Source organism: Amycolatopsis sp. NPDC102522 (assembly GCF_055584485.1).
The window spans coordinates 147,343-160,804 of sequence record NZ_JBVJLY010000016.1; the positions used below are offsets into that span (position 1 = coordinate 147,343).

Below are 13,462 nucleotides of genomic sequence, written 5' to 3' on the forward strand. Positions count from 1 at the left end.
CGGACAGTGCCGGTGAAGGGTAGGTTTCGAAGTATGAGCGCACACTATGACGTCGTTGTTCTGGGCGCCGGGGTCGGCGGTTACGTGGCGGCGATCCGGGCGTCGCAACTGGGGCTGAGCGCGGCGGTCGTGGAGGAGAAATACTGGGGCGGGGTGTGCCTCAACGTCGGCTGCATCCCGTCGAAGGCACTGCTGCGCAACGCCGAACTCGCGCACATCGTCACCAAAGAGGCCAAGTCGTTCGGGATCCAGGTCGAGGGTCAGGTCACCTTCGACTACCAGGCCGCCTACGACCGCAGCCGCAAGGTCGCGGACGGTCGCGTCAAGGGCGTGCACTTCCTGATGAAGAAGAACAAGATCACCGAATACGACGGGCACGGCACCTTCCTCGACGCGAACACCATCGAGGTCAACGGCGAGCGGATCACCTTCGACAACTGTGTGATCGCCACCGGCGCCACCGCGCGCCTGCTGCCCGGCACCACGCGCAGCGACCGCGTGGTCACCTACGAACAGCAGATCATGGAAAACGAACTTCCGGACAGCATCGTCATCGCCGGCGCGGGCGCGATCGGCGTCGAATTCGCCTACGTGCTGCACAACTACGGCGTGAAGGTGACCATCGTCGAATACCTCGACCGGATGGTCCCGCTCGAAGACGCCGAAGTCTCCGCCGAACTCGCGCGCCGCTACCGGAAACTCGGTATCGAGGTGCTCACCTCGACCAAGGTCGAGACGATCGACGACACCGGCGACCGCGTGCTGGTGACCGTGTCGAAGAACGGCGAGTCCCGCGTCCTGGAAGCGGACAAGGTGTTGCAGGCCATCGGTTTCCAGCCGCGGGTCGAGGGCTACGGCCTGGACAAGACCGGCGTGGAACTGACCGACCGCGGCGCGATCGCCATCGACTCGCGCGGCCGCACCAACGTCCCGCACCTCTTCGCCATCGGCGACGTCACCGCGAAACTGATGCTCGCGCACGCGTCGGAGTCCATGGGCGTCGTCGCCGCCGAGACCATCGCGGGCGCCGAGACCATGGAACTCGACTTCGTGATGATCCCGCGCGCCACCTACTGCCAGCCGCAGATCGCCAGCTTCGGCTGGACCGAAGAACAGGCCCGAGAAAAGGGCTTCGACGTCCAGGCGGCGAAGTTCCCCTTCAGCGCCAACGGAAAGGCGCACGGCCTCGGCGAGGCCGTCGGTTTCGTGAAGATCCTGAGCGATGCCACCCATGGCGAGCTTTTGGGCGCGCACCTGATCGGGCCTGAGGTGACCGAACTGCTGCCGGAGCTGACCTTGGCACAGCAGTGGGACCTGACGGTGCACGAAATCTCGCGGAACGTCCACGCTCACCCGACGCTGGGCGAGGCCGTCAAGGAAGCCATCCACGGCCTGGCGGGCCACATGATCAACATGTAAGCCCTCGTGAGTAGGGCATGCCGTCGTCGCTTCGGTCGGTCGCCCGTCATGACTGGGCCGATGAGGCGGCACCGTGTGGATTTTGACCCGTCTAACGCTACAAAATCCACACAGTCACGAGGTGCCTGCGTTGCGAAAGCCACTTTCGCAACGTGTAGGGCCGGCGCAAGGCAAGCCGCCGCAGCGGGTCGTGAGGGGTAAGTGACGTTAGAACGCGACTTACCACTCACGACCACCCCGACCCACGCCCGACCGCAGCCCGCCTGCCCGCGGCCAGGCCCCCCGGGACCGCAACCTGCCGACTCGCCCGCTCCCTAAGCCCGCAAGTAGTCGACTAAGTGCGGAAGGAAGGAGGCTAGAGCGTGTGCGTAGCGATCAGTTGGCCGATCGCCCGGATGTCCGAACCCCGGAACTCCAGCCGCACGTTCCCCAGCCCGCTGAACCACAGGTCCAGCTCGGCGTCCAGGTCGAACGTGCCCGCGGTCTCGATCGAGAACGCCTGGATCTTGTTGTAGGGCAACGAGGTGAAGTCCTTCTTCTTGCCGATCATGCCCTGGACGTTCACCGCGATCAGCCGCTTGTTCGTGAACACCACGAAGTCGCGCACCGCCTTGAACGACGAGACGATCTGTTCCCCGGGGATGATGATCGGCTGCACCGTCGGCGCGATGTCCTTCGGTTTGCACGGCGTGAGCTTGAAGACGGTGTCCTTGGAGAAGTCAATCATGCTTTCCAAGGTACTGACGAACGCGACATCAGGCCGCCGGACGAACAGCCGTAAGGCGCCGGGACCCCTCCCCAGCAGCGTCCCGCATACTTCCGGGGGACAGGAGGAGGCACGGATGAAGCGGCTCACGACGGCGCACGAAAGCCTGGCGCTCGGCGTGCCCCGGTCGGCCCCCGGCGCGGTGTTCGCGCTGACGCTCGCGGGCGGCGTGTCCGTCGACCCCGGCGAGGGTGGCGAGATCTCCTTCGGACGTAATCGGCCGCAGGTCGACGTCTGTGTGGGGGAGAACGACCTGCAGGTCAGCCGCAGGCACGGCCTGTTGAACTTCACCGGCGGGCAGTGGTGGGTCAGCAACACCGGCCAGCTGCCCATCCGCCTGCCGAACTCCCGTTGGCTGTCCCTCGGCGAGGAGCCGATCCCCCTGTCGGATGGTTACACGCCGTTGTTCGTCCGCGGCTCGGGCAGGCGGGAGCATCTGCTCGAGTTGTACGTCGCCGGTCCCGACGGCGGGCAGCCCGCCACCCGGCACGACGATGTCACCGTGCCGCCCCGCCGCTGGCGCCTCAGCGCGGACGAACGGCTGGTCCTGGTGGTGTTCGGCCAGCGCTATCTCCTGCACGACCTCAACCCGCAGCCGTTGTCCCGTCAGCAGACGGCCGAGGTGCTCGCCGAACTCCGCCCCGACGAGACGTGGACCAGCCGCCGGGTCGAGCATGTCGTCATCGACGTCCGGGCCCGCCTGTCCGCCGGCGGCGTTTACGGCCTGCGGCGCGAAGAGGTCGGCGAGCCGGTCGGCAACGCCTTGAACGACAACCTGTTGCGGGAGCTGGTGCTCTCCACCACCCTCGTCCCGCCGGATCTCGGCCTGCTCGACGCGCTCGGCTGAATGTCCATAGTGGACTACGGGCCCACGCCTTCCAACGCCGCCTTGGCGACGTCGCTGTCCTCGTCCGCCTTGGTGGCCACCTTCACCAGAGCCGCCGTGGCCTGATCCCGGCTTTCTTCGGCCTTCATCCGCCCCGCCGACGCCGCGTTCACGCCGAAGAAGGCGCCCACCACCGTGCCGATCACCGTTCCCGCCGCGGTGATCACCGGCGTGACGTCCGTCGTGTTCGGATACCGCATGACCGCCGCGACCGTGATGACCGCGAGCGCGCTCAGCCCCGCCAGCACCGTCAAGAATCCATAGTTCCTGGTCATGGCCCGCTCCCTTCAGGCTCCTTGTGGCCTTGCTTCGCCCGAACGCCGCCCTTCGTTACGGCAAAAGGCCGGACCGTTATCCGCCGATACCGAAACGTACGTCGTGGCTCTGCGCCGGCACCACGAATTCCAGCAACCGTGCCCCCTCTTCGGCGATCGAATCCTGATCTCGCAACGGTTCCCGCGATTCGATCGTCAGTGTCGCCCCTTTGATCGCCCAAATGGCCAGGAATTCACCGTCGACCAGCAGCGTGCCCCGGCGGCCGCCGTTACCCGGTGGCAGTGGCACGCGGCGACCGTCCGGGATCACCCGCGCGCGGTCGGCGTGGGAGAGCAGGACGTTGTCGTACTCGGGCAGGAACCGGGGTGGCGCCGGGGTTTCCGCGTCGGGCCGAGGCGCGTCCGGGAGGTCGAACAGTTCTTTTCCCGCGCCGTCGGTGAAGGTCCGCAGCCGCGGCCGGAGACGTTCGAAGACCTCCTTCAGCCTGGTCAGTCCCGACCAGACCTGCGCGTCGCGGACGGTCGCCGGGCCGAACGCCGCGAGATAGCGCAGCACCAGGTCGTCGAGGGGGATCCCTTCGGTGATCCGTGCGCCGACCCAGTCTTCGAGCAGTGAATACGCGGCCGGGCCGGTCTGTCCCCACAGGCCACGCGGTGTCACGTGCGCCAGCGGGAGAAGCCCGCCGACCGCGTAGCCGAGGGTGGCGGGATCGATGCCGGGCCAGCGGGCGGCCAGCGTGGCCCGGATTTCGACGCGGGTCCGGGGACCTTCGGCCAGCAGAGCCCGCCCCGCGTCGGCGATCTCGCCGAGGTCGAGCCCGGCGATCTCCCGAGAGTAGTGGCCGCGGAAACCGCGTTCGACCACCGGTTTGATGGTCGGCCACAGCGCGAGGCCGTCTTCGGCCGTCACGAGATGCACCGTTCCCCGCATCAGCGTCGACCGGACGACCTCGCGGGCGGCCAGCGGTTTCGCCAGATCGTCCGTTTGGAAGCCCCGCAGCCGCGACCAAAGGCCGACGTAGGAAGCGTCGGGCGCTTGCGCCTGGAGTCCGGCCAGCTGCTTGATCGCGCTGACGGCGGACAGCTCGGAGCGCTCCAGCAGGAGTTGCCGGGCCAGGGTCGCGCGGTTGAGCGCTCGCGGGTTCAAGATCTCCGTCGTCATCAGCGGTGCTCGTGAAAGAAGGCGCGGAGGTCTTCGGCGAGCAGGTCGGGGACCTCCATCGCCGGGAAATGGCCACCAGCGTCATGCTCGGTCCAGTGCTCCACCGGGCCGTCTTGGAGGCACCGGATCGTGGTGTCCCCGGCGAAGACGGCGATGCCGCGCGGCGGACCGGCGGGTGTTTCGCCGTCGCTGTCCCAGCCGCCCTGCGACATTTGCCGGTAGACCTGCATGCCTTCGTACACCGCGTGCGCCGACGACGCGCCCGAGCCGGTGAACCAGAACAGGCTCACCGACGCCAGCAGATGATCCAGGTCGACGGCGTCCTCCGGCAGCTTCTTGGCCGGGTCGGTCCATTCGGCGAACTTCTCCACGATCCACGCGAGCTGGCCGGTGGGGGAGTCGTTCAGCGAGTACGCCAGCGTCTGCGGCCTGGTCGACTGAAGGTGCAGGTAGCCGAACCCGTCGAGCTGCCGCTGGTTGAACTGTTCGGCCCGGTCACGGTCCTTGCCGGACAGCCCGTCGAGGTCCAGGGCGGGGCCGAGCGGCATGGCGGCGCCGGTGCCGGTCAGGTGCACGCCGGCCACGCGGTGCGGCGCGATCATCCCCAGGATGCCCGCGACCCCGGCACCCGCGTCGGTGCCGTGGACGCCGAAGCGTTCGTAGCCGAGGCGGTCCATCAAGGTGGTCCACGCCTGGGCGACGCGGAACAGGTTGCCCCAGCCGGGACCTCCTGACGTCGAGAAGCCGTAGCCGGGCAGGGACGGGATGACGAGGTGGAACTCGCCGCCCAGCGAGTCGATGAGCTCGCGGAATTCGAAGGGCGAACTCGGCCAGCCGTGCGTGAGGATCACCGGCAGCGCGTCCGGGGCGGCGGCGCGAACGTGCAGGAAGTGGATGGTCTGGCCGTCGATCTCGGTGGTGAACTGCGGGATCTCGTTCAGCGTCGCCTCCTGCGCCCGCCAGTCGAAGCCGTCGGCCCAGTACTCGGCCAGCCCCTTGAGATACGAGACGGGGACGCCCCGGCTCCAGTCGCCGGTGACCTCGCGCGGCCAGCGGGTGCGGTTCAGGCGGTCTTTGAGGTCGTCCAGGTCGGCCTGGTCGATGGCGATGCGGAAGGGCTTGATTTCGGTCATGGGGGCTACGTTAGGAACAATTGCGGAAAGGTTCGTTCCGCGATTGCGGACAAGGTGGAATCCATGGCGGAAACTTCGGCAAGACTGCTGCGGCTCCTGTCGCTGATGCAGGCGAGACGCGTTTGGACCGGCCCGGAACTGGCGGGCAGGCTCGACGTCACGACCAGGACCATCCGGAACGACGTCGAGCGGTTGCGCGGACTCGGCTATCCGGTCGACGCCACCCCGGGTGTCTCGGGTGGCTACACCCTGGGGGCGGGCGCGGCCATGCCGCCGCTGCTGCTCGACGACGAGGAGGCCGTCGCGGTGGCGGTGGGCTTGCGCACGGCCGCGGGCGGCACGATCGCGGGGATCGAGGAGACGTCGGTGCGCGCGCTGGCGAAGCTGGAACAGGTGCTGCCCTCGCGGCTGCGCCGCCGCGTCGAGGCGCTGAATTCCGCGACGCTGGCGGTGCGGGGCAGCGGCCCGACCGTCGAAGCCGAAGTGCTCACGGTCATCGCCAACGCCTGCCGTGACAGCGAGAAACTGCGGTTCGATTACGTGGGGCACAACGGATCCGAGACGCGGCGGCAGGTCGAGCCGCATCGCGTCGTGCACATGAGCCGCCGGTGGTACCTCGTCGGCTGGGACGTCGAGAGGCAGGATTGGCGCACTTTCCGCGCGGATCGGGTGCGGCCGCGTACCCCTAACGGACGACGCTTCGAGCAGCGCGAACCACCCGAAGGCGGCGTCGTCGCCTACCTGCAGCGAGGCGTGGGCTCGGCGCTGTGGCGGCACCACGTGACGATCCGGGTGCATGCCTCGGCCGCCGCGGTCGCGGCCAAGGTGCCGCCCGCCGTCGTGGTCGAAGCCGTCGACGAGCGGACCTGCCTGCTCAAGGCCGGTGCGGACACGCTGGACTACCTCGCGCTCTACCTCGGCCTGCTCGACACCGACTTCGACGTCGTCGACTCACCGGAATTCGCCGGCCACCTGCGCAAACTGATCGACCGGTTCAGCCGCGCGGTGGACGCTTGACGTCGAAGACCAGTTCCGGGCGCTCCCAGGTGATCTTCGGCGGGCTGGGCGGCACGACGCCGACCCGGCGCGCGCCCATCCGCTCGTAGAACCCGGTGGCGGGCGGGTGGGAGACGACGCGGATCTCGGTCATGCCGAGGTCCGCGGCCTGCCCGAGCAGATGCTCGACCAGCCACGCGCCGATCCCCGTGCCCTGTGCCGAATCGGCGACGAACAACAGGTCCAGCTCGGCCGGGTACTCGATCAGGCTGTAGAAGCCGATCACGTCCCGCTGAGCGTGGGCGACGAACGAGGGATGGGTGGCGAGGTAGTCCTCGGTGACCCGGTAGTCCTCGAGAATCGACGCGTACTCCCCCTGATAGGCGGCCGACTCGCGCAACAGCGCTGTCACCCGCCCGGCGTCGGAAGCGCTTGCCCTGGAGATGCGGTAGCTCGTCACTCTCGAAGCTTAGAACGTCACACCGACAGTTCTTGACCTCCAGTTAAGTGGAGATATCAGGCTGGGTTCCGTCAGCTGGGGAACGAACTGGAGGAACGAGATGAAAGCGGCCGCGTTCACGGAAGCGGGTGGCCCGGAAGTACTCCGGGTGCTGGAACTGGAGGAGCCGCACGCCGGGGCGGGAGAGGTCCGGGTGCGGGTGAAGGCGGCGGGGGTGCAGCCGTACGACGCGGCCGTGCGGGCGGGCTGGGAACCCGCGGGGCTCGAGCTGCGTTGGCCGCGTGTCCCGGGGAACGAGTTCGCCGGGGTCGTCGACGAGGTCGGTTCCGGGGTTACCGGCCTCGTCGCGGGGGCCGAGGTGCTCGGCTTCACCGTCGTCCAGGCTTACGCCGAGTACATCGTGGTGCCCGCGGAGAACGTCACGCCGAAGCCGCCGGAAATGCCGTGGGAGGTCGCGGGCGGCTTCACGGCGGGGACGCAGACGGCGTACCTGGCGCTGGACTCCCTGCGGATCGTCCGGGGCGAGACGCTGCTGATCCACGGGGCGGCGGGCTCGGTGGGCACCGCCGCCGTCCAGCTCGCCGTGCTGCGCGGCGCGCGCGTGATCGGGACGGCGAGCGAGGCGAACCAGGACTACGTCCGCTCCCTCGGCGCCGAACCGCTGGTCTACGGCGACGGCCTCGCCGACCGGGTGCGTGCCCTCGCGCCGTCCGGTGTCGACGCCGCGCTGGACGGGGCGGGCGGGGTCGCCTTCGACCTGTCGCTGGAGCTGGTCGGGAATCCGGACCGCGTGCTCACCCTGGTCGATCACGCCCGCGCGCCCGAGGCGGGGGCGCGCATGGTCACCGGCACGCGGTCGGCCGAGCGGCTGGGGATGCTGGCGTCGTTGTACGCCAAGGGGGAGCTGCGCTTCCTGGTGCGGCGGACGTACCCGTTCGCCGAGGCCGCGGCGGCGCATCGGGAGATCGAGACCGGGCACGGGCGCGGAAAGGTCGTGCTGACCTTCCCGTAGGTCTCGTGGCGTTTCCTGCTCCGGTCAGGGGCAGGAAACGCTGACGATCTTGACGGTCACTTTGGTCTTCGAGGACGGCGTCGAAAGTACAGAGCGGTGCATGGTCACGCTCGTTCCGATAAAGGTCAGTGTGTCGGTGATCGTACCGGACTTGTCCCCGGTGATTTCGTAGGTCATCGAGCACATTCCGTGGCTCAGCATGGCCTCCGGGGTGCCCTTGTAGGTTACGGCGGGTTCGACGACCCAGACGCATCCGGCGGAACCGAAACATTGTTTGGAATGGGTCTTCGGCTCCAGGGTGAAATCGTCGGGGGCGAGCGGCGGCAGGCTGGTCGTCGTCGGCGCCACGTATGCGGGCGAGGTCGCGCGCGTGGTGCTTTCGTAGGAGCCGTCCGCCAGCACCCAGCCGTTGACACCTTGGCATGGCGGTTTCAGATCCTTGCTCTTGCAAGGTGACGAGGTCGACTTCGACGCACTCGCGGGCTCGGCGCGTTCGTTGCCGAGCAGTACGAGAACCAAGGTCGTCGAGAGTGCGGCCACGGCGATGACGGCGCCGAGGATCCAAGGCCAGCGTCGGGGCTTTGCCGGGTATGCGGACGGTTCGGGTGGGATGTACATGGTGCTCTCCCGCTTGGTGGTGGAACTTGCGGGAAGAACTCGTCCGATCTGTGCGCGGTGTTACGCCGACGGATCCGGGCGCGTCAAGTGAGGTGTGCGCCCAATGTGGCATTGGGGACGGTGAGTGTCCCCAATGCCACATTGGGGGCATCTGAGGTCCCCTTCACCGCGGCCGACAAGACCCCTCACTAGAAACGACACTTGCCACTCACGAGGCGCTAGGAGGCCCGCAGCTTCCGGATCACCCCGCGCACCGCCAAAGGCGCCACGATCGCCACGAAGAGCACCAGCGCCGCCCAGCCTCCGAAGCCGCCGAACCCGCCGTCGTCGTAGGCCGCCGGTGAGGCCTCTCGCCAGTTCTTCGAGCCGCCGCCCGCCGATTCGTCGTCGGGGCCCGCCGTCGCGGTCGCGGTCTTGTCGCCACTGGCCGGACCCGCGCTGGGCCCGGCGGAAGCGCTGGGACCCGCCGCCCCCGGATCGACCTTGGGTTTCCCATCGGGGTTGATGATCCCGGCGGTCACCAGCGGGTCGGGCGGGCTGGCCGCGTCGGCGCCGAGGCTGCCGTGGAAGGTCGGGTTGCCGCAGTTGTCCGCGTTCAGCCGCTTCGCCGGTTGCCCGGTGAGCCGCGCGTTGGAGTTCATGATCTCCTGCGACAGGTTCGGCGGCAGCGGCGAGTAGCCGACCCGGGCCATGTTGACCTGGCCGTCGCAGGCGACGTGCTCCAGGAACGCGGTGATCGTGTCGGTCTTGCCCTGGTCGCCGTAGCCGCCGCGGCAGGTGTCGCGACCGTTGGTGCACGGCATCATGACGTACGAGTACGCCGAAATCGGATACGACTTCGGATCGGTGTTCGAGTAGACCCTGTCCAGTTTCTGGCTCAGGTCCGGCCGCAGTTCCGCGTGCTTCAACGCGGCCGCGATGTTCTCCGCGTACGGCTGCGTGTACTGGCCCGCGCCGTTCTGCACCCACGCCGCCGGCACCTTGTAGAGCTGGGCGTAGGCGAACTCGTCGTAGGCGATGGAGAAGGGGATGGTCGCCTTGCTGATGGCCTTGGCGATCTGGTCGGAGTCCGCGAGCAGCCGATACCACTCGGCGTCCGGACCCTGCCCGGGAAGCTGGATGGGGCGGACGCCCGCGGGCAGGTTCCCCATCCCGTTCCCGACGTTGCGCGAGACGAACCGGTTGTAGGCATCGGGTGCCGCGTTCGCGATGAAGTCGTAGAACAGCGCCGTCGTGCCCGATTGGCTGGTCCGGCCGACCAGGGTGATGGGCTGATCCGGCAACGCCTTCCCGCCGTTGGTCGCGGTGATGGCCGGATCGCTCCAGCGGGTGATGTCCCGGCTGAAGATCCGGCCGATCACCTCCCGGCTGAGGTGCAGGTAGTCGACGCGGTTCCCGGCCTGGTCGTTGACGTTGTACATCAGGGCGATCGCGCCGGCGACGTCCGGGACGTACTGGTAGCCGCGGGTCTGCGCGGACAAGCCACCGGCGCCCGCCGCGACGAGTGACGAGACTTCGGCCTCGGTCCCGGCGAAGTCGACCGTCCGGTCGCCGAACTGGTTGACCCCGGCGGGCGAGTTGTTGGCCGAGTAGTTGACCGGGATACCGCGCGACTTCGCGCCGTTCTGCCAGTCGTTCATCGCCGGGCCGACATAACTGGACCCGGAGCCGGTGACCGGGGTGAGCGCCGCCGCTCCGGGAGTGACAGCCAGCGACAGCAACACCGTGACCCCGCCCAGCGCGGCCAGCCGGCGGATCATCCGAATCGCCCGTTCACGTAGTCGTGGGTGCGTTCGTCCGACGGCGCGTTGAAGATGGTGTCCGTCGGGCCGTGTTCGATCACCCGGCCGGGCTCGTTCTCGGCCGCGAGGAAGAACGCGCAGTGGTCCGAAACCCGTTGGGCCTGCTGCATGTTGTGCGTGACGATGACGACCGTCACCTCGTGCCCGATCTCGGCGATCGTCTGCTCGATCCGCCGGGTCGACGTCGGGTCGAGCGCGGAACAGGGCTCGTCCATCAGCAGCACGTTCGGCTGCACGGCGAGCGACCGCGCGATGCAGAGCCGCTGCTGCTGCCCGCCGGACAGCGCGCCGCCGGGGGAGCTCAGCCTGTCGCGGACCTCGCGCCACAGCCCGGCCCGCTCCAGGCTCTGTTCGACGAGCGCGTCCTTGTCTCCGCATTTGACGCCGGCGAGTTTCAACCCGGCCAGCACGTTGTCGCGGATGGACATCGCCGGGAACGGGTTCGGCTTCTGGAACACCATGCCGATGCGCAGCCGGACCTGCTGCGGACGCGTCCCGTCGGCGTAGATGTCCTTGCCGTCCAACAGGACCTCGCCGGTCAGCGACGCCGACGGCACCAGTTCGTGCATGCGGTTGAGGATCCGCAGGAAGGTCGACTTGCCGCAGCCGGACGGGCCGATGAGCGCGGTGACCTCCTTGGCGGGCATCCGCAGCGAAACCCCTTCGAGTACCAGGCGGTCACCGAACCAGGCGCCGATCTCACGGGATTCGAGGTCCGCCGCGCCGGGCGGCGGGCCACCGGTCAGCTCGACCAGCGGGCGCGCCGGACTGTCCACGTAGGACACTTCAGTGTCGGTCACCGGTTCTCCTGTGTCTTCACGGTGGTTCTCTTGGCCTTCCGCTTCGACCGGTCGCGGCCCACCACACGGGCGATCGCGAACAGGGCGAAGATGAGCAGGATCAGCACGAGCGCGCCGACGTAACCGCGTTGCTGGACGTTCTCCAGCGGCTGTTTGATGAACCGGTAGATGAACAGCGGGATGCTCTCCTGCGGATCGGAGAACGGGTTGGCGTTCATCCCGAGCGCGCCGAACGACGTGAACAGCAGCGGCGCGGTCTCGCCCGCCACCCGGGCGATGCCGAGGATCACGGCGGTCGTCACCCCGGTCCGCGCCGTCGGCAGCACCACGGACCACACCGTGCGGGCCCGGCTCGCGCCGAGCGCCAGCGACGCCTCGCGCAGGCCGTCCGGGACGAGGCGGAGCACCACGTCCACGGTCCGCGTCACGGTCGGCAGCATGACCATGGTCAAGGCCAGCGTGGCCATCATCCCGTTGTAGCTGAACAAACCCACACCGGCTTGGATGCCGGGGATGATCAGTGCCGCGTAGACGAACAGACCGGCCACAATGGACGGAAGCCCGCTCATCGCGTCGACCATGATCCGCACCGGACGCCGGAACCGGGAGCGCGTCTCGTTCAGGAACACCGCGGTGAGCACGCCCAGCGGGACGACGAGGACCAGGGTCAACGCCGTCTGTTCGAGGGTGCCGACGATCGCGTGCAGCCCTCCGGTGGCGGTGACCGGATCGGTCGGCGCGACCGTGGACATGTCATGCGTGAAGAACTCCAGACGCAGGTACGGCGCGCCTTCGGCGACGATGTAGATCAGCAGCGACAGCAGCGGGGCGAGCAGGACGAGCGCCCCGGTGACGACGACGGTGGAAACGAGCCGGTCCGACGCCGCGAGCCTGCCCAGCCTGTCGCGGGTGACCAGGTAGAGCATCGTCAGGTAGAGCAGGTACGCGACGATCAGGTCGGCCAGCCGGCCAGGGGAGTCCAGCAGCAAGTGCATGACGAACCAGGTGAGCAGCGTGGCCGACACCGCGCAGCCGAGCGCCGCGAGCCGATCCTGCCTGGTGGTCTCCGAAGGACGCCGTCTGACGAGCTTGCGCGGGGCGGGCGCGACAGGGGGAGTCAGGATCGTGGTCACGCGTCCACCCCCGCGCCCGAACGGCTCTTGGAGATGATCACCGACGCGGTGAAGTTCGTCGCCAGCGTGAACACGAACAGCACCAGGCCCGCCGCCATCAGCCCGGACAGCGCGAGCCCGGACGCGCCGGAGTTGTTGGCGATGAACCCGGAGATCGTCGCGCCGCCGAACTGGAGGACGTGTTGCGTGATCTCCGGAACCTGTGGCAGCAGCAGGGAAACGGCGATCGTCTCGCCGAGCGCTCGGCCGAGGCCGAGCATCGAGCCGCCGATGATCCCGCCCCGGCCGAACGGCAGCATGACGGTTTTGACCATGCCCCAGCGGGTGCTGCCCAGCGCGAGCGCCGCCTCCTTCTCACCGGCCGGCGTCTGCGCGAACACCTCCCGGATCACCGACGTCGTGATGGGGAGGACCATGAGCGAGACCACCAGGCCCGCGATGAACATCGACTGGATGTACAGCGCGTTCTCCTTGGCCGAGAACGGCGGGAACCAGCCGAGGTTTTCGGTCAGCCACAACGAGATCGGCACGATCTGCGGGCCGAGGAAGGCGAACCCCCACAGGCCGTAGAGCAGGCTCGGGATCGCGGCGAGCAGGTCGACCAGCCCGGTCAGGAAGCCGCGGATCCGCCCGCTGGAGTACTCGGTGATGAACAGCGCGGCCAGGATGCTCAGCGGGACCGCGATCAGGACCGCGATCAGCGCGACCACGATCGTCCCGAAGAGCAGGCCGAGTACACCGAGCACACCCGAGGCCGGATCGAACCGGATGGTGGTGAAGAACCCGAAACCGCTCGTGTCGAACGCCGGCCCCGACCGGTAGACGAGGAAGAAGCCGATGACCACGAGGATCGCCAGCATGGTCAGCCCGGCGCCGGTGGTGACCCGGCGGAACGCGCGGTCGGCCCGCGACAGGACTTCGGTGATCGCCCGCCGCACCGGGGTTCCGGGTGGGGCCGGGTCTGGCCGGGGTGGCGCGATGGTCACGAGCGGCCTTCCTT

General features: G+C 68.5%; 14 protein-coding genes. 4 read left to right on the plus strand and 10 right to left on the minus strand.

Annotated features, from left to right (window positions below; genetic code table 11):
* The first annotated feature begins 33 nt into the window (after positions 1-33).
* The gene (gene lpdA, locus ACZ6YV_RS30760) at positions 34-1,419 is read left to right on the plus strand and encodes a dihydrolipoyl dehydrogenase (RefSeq protein WP_465512928.1); all 1,386 of its coding nucleotides are present in this window, start codon (positions 34-36) and stop codon (positions 1,417-1,419) included.
* A 355-nt stretch (positions 1,420-1,774) separates the two neighbouring features.
* On the opposite strand, the gene ACZ6YV_RS30765 is transcribed toward lpdA, so the two are convergent.
* The gene (locus ACZ6YV_RS30765) at positions 1,775-2,146 is read right to left on the minus strand and encodes a PH domain-containing protein (protein ID WP_465512929.1); all 372 of its coding nucleotides are present in this window, start codon (positions 2,144-2,146) and stop codon (positions 1,775-1,777) included.
* 115 nt (positions 2,147-2,261) lie between these two features.
* Here ACZ6YV_RS30765 and ACZ6YV_RS30770 point away from each other — a divergent pair, with 115 nt between their 5' ends.
* Complete coding sequence (locus ACZ6YV_RS30770; protein WP_465512930.1) at positions 2,262-3,032, plus strand: FHA domain-containing protein; 771 nt, start codon at positions 2,262-2,264, stop codon at positions 3,030-3,032.
* 14 nt (positions 3,033-3,046) lie between these two features.
* Here ACZ6YV_RS30770 and ACZ6YV_RS30775 read toward each other — a convergent pair whose 3' ends face one another.
* The 3 genes from ACZ6YV_RS30775 to ACZ6YV_RS30785 form a co-directional block, all read right to left on the minus strand.
* The gene (locus ACZ6YV_RS30775; RefSeq protein WP_465512931.1) at positions 3,047-3,346 is read right to left on the minus strand and encodes a hypothetical protein; all 300 of its coding nucleotides are present in this window, start codon (positions 3,344-3,346) and stop codon (positions 3,047-3,049) included.
* Positions 3,347-3,422: 76 nt separating this feature from the next.
* The gene (locus tag ACZ6YV_RS30780; protein WP_465512932.1) at positions 3,423-4,508 is read right to left on the minus strand and encodes a winged helix DNA-binding domain-containing protein; all 1,086 of its coding nucleotides are present in this window, start codon (positions 4,506-4,508) and stop codon (positions 3,423-3,425) included.
* A complete protein-coding gene (locus ACZ6YV_RS30785) occupies positions 4,508-5,641 on the minus strand; it encodes an epoxide hydrolase family protein (RefSeq protein WP_465512933.1) in 1,134 nt (377 codons plus the stop codon). The genes ACZ6YV_RS30780 and ACZ6YV_RS30785 overlap by 1 nt, the downstream gene beginning before the upstream one ends.
* A 63-nt stretch (positions 5,642-5,704) precedes the next feature.
* Between ACZ6YV_RS30785 and ACZ6YV_RS30790 the strand changes: the two genes are divergently transcribed.
* On the plus strand, positions 5,705-6,658 hold the full coding sequence (locus ACZ6YV_RS30790; protein WP_465512934.1) for a helix-turn-helix transcriptional regulator: 954 nt from the start codon (positions 5,705-5,707) through the stop codon (positions 6,656-6,658).
* Here ACZ6YV_RS30790 and ACZ6YV_RS30795 read toward each other — a convergent pair.
* A complete protein-coding gene (locus ACZ6YV_RS30795; RefSeq protein WP_465512935.1) occupies positions 6,636-7,097 on the minus strand; it encodes a GNAT family N-acetyltransferase in 462 nt (153 codons plus the stop codon). The two genes, ACZ6YV_RS30790 and ACZ6YV_RS30795, sit on opposite strands and share 23 nt — an antisense overlap.
* 100 nt (positions 7,098-7,197) lie before the next feature.
* Between ACZ6YV_RS30795 and ACZ6YV_RS30800 the strand changes: the two genes are divergently transcribed.
* Entirely contained in the window at positions 7,198-8,109 is a 912-nt protein-coding gene (locus ACZ6YV_RS30800) for an NADP-dependent oxidoreductase (protein ID WP_465512936.1), read from the plus strand.
* Between the two features lie 24 nt (positions 8,110-8,133).
* Here the strand turns inward: ACZ6YV_RS30800 and ACZ6YV_RS30805 are convergent, their stop codons facing one another.
* From ACZ6YV_RS30805 to pstC, 5 genes are all read right to left on the minus strand, one after another.
* Complete coding sequence (locus ACZ6YV_RS30805; RefSeq protein WP_465512937.1) at positions 8,134-8,727, minus strand: hypothetical protein; 594 nt, start codon at positions 8,725-8,727, stop codon at positions 8,134-8,136.
* A 218-nt stretch (positions 8,728-8,945) separates the two neighbouring features.
* Complete coding sequence (locus tag ACZ6YV_RS30810) at positions 8,946-10,487, minus strand: substrate-binding domain-containing protein (RefSeq protein ID WP_465512938.1); 1,542 nt, start codon at positions 10,485-10,487, stop codon at positions 8,946-8,948.
* Complete coding sequence (locus tag ACZ6YV_RS30815) at positions 10,484-11,284, minus strand: phosphate ABC transporter ATP-binding protein (protein WP_465512964.1); 801 nt, start codon at positions 11,282-11,284, stop codon at positions 10,484-10,486. Before ACZ6YV_RS30815 ends, ACZ6YV_RS30810 begins: the two co-directional genes overlap by 4 nt.
* A 41-nt stretch (positions 11,285-11,325) precedes the next feature.
* A complete protein-coding gene (pstA, locus tag ACZ6YV_RS30820) occupies positions 11,326-12,462 on the minus strand; it encodes a phosphate ABC transporter permease PstA (protein WP_465512939.1) in 1,137 nt (378 codons plus the stop codon).
* Positions 12,459-13,448 carry a phosphate ABC transporter permease subunit PstC gene (gene pstC / locus ACZ6YV_RS30825; RefSeq protein ID WP_465512940.1) on the minus strand — a complete coding sequence of 330 codons (990 nt, stop codon included), beginning with the start codon at positions 13,446-13,448 and terminating at the stop codon, positions 12,459-12,461. The genes pstA and pstC overlap by 4 nt, the downstream gene beginning before the upstream one ends.
* Between the last annotated feature and the right edge of the window lie 14 nt (positions 13,449-13,462).

What these genes read in the sequence shown, in the direction of transcription:
- ACZ6YV_RS30800 (WP_465512936.1), top strand. Translation starts at nt 7,198, where the DNA reads ATGAAAGCGGCCGCGTTCACGGAAGCGGGTGGCCCGGAAGTACTCCGG.
- ACZ6YV_RS30770 (WP_465512930.1), top strand. Translation starts at nt 2,262, where the DNA reads ATGAAGCGGCTCACGACGGCGCACGAAAGCCTGGCGCTCGGCGTGCCC.
- ACZ6YV_RS30780 (WP_465512932.1), bottom strand. Translation starts at nt 4,508, where the DNA reads ATGACGACGGAGATCTTGAACCCGCGAGCGCTCAACCGCGCGACCCTG.
- ACZ6YV_RS30785 (WP_465512933.1), bottom strand. Translation starts at nt 5,641, where the DNA reads ATGACCGAAATCAAGCCCTTCCGCATCGCCATCGACCAGGCCGACCTG.
- ACZ6YV_RS30805 (WP_465512937.1), bottom strand. Translation starts at nt 8,727, where the DNA reads ATGTACATCCCACCCGAACCGTCCGCATACCCGGCAAAGCCCCGACGC.
- ACZ6YV_RS30765 (WP_465512929.1), bottom strand. Translation starts at nt 2,146, where the DNA reads ATGATTGACTTCTCCAAGGACACCGTCTTCAAGCTCACGCCGTGCAAA.
- lpdA (WP_465512928.1), top strand. Translation starts at nt 34, where the DNA reads ATGAGCGCACACTATGACGTCGTTGTTCTGGGCGCCGGGGTCGGCGGT.
- ACZ6YV_RS30790 (WP_465512934.1), top strand. Translation starts at nt 5,705, where the DNA reads ATGGCGGAAACTTCGGCAAGACTGCTGCGGCTCCTGTCGCTGATGCAG.
- ACZ6YV_RS30775 (WP_465512931.1), bottom strand. Translation starts at nt 3,346, where the DNA reads ATGACCAGGAACTATGGATTCTTGACGGTGCTGGCGGGGCTGAGCGCG.
- ACZ6YV_RS30810 (WP_465512938.1), bottom strand. Translation starts at nt 10,487, where the DNA reads ATGATCCGCCGGCTGGCCGCGCTGGGCGGGGTCACGGTGTTGCTGTCG.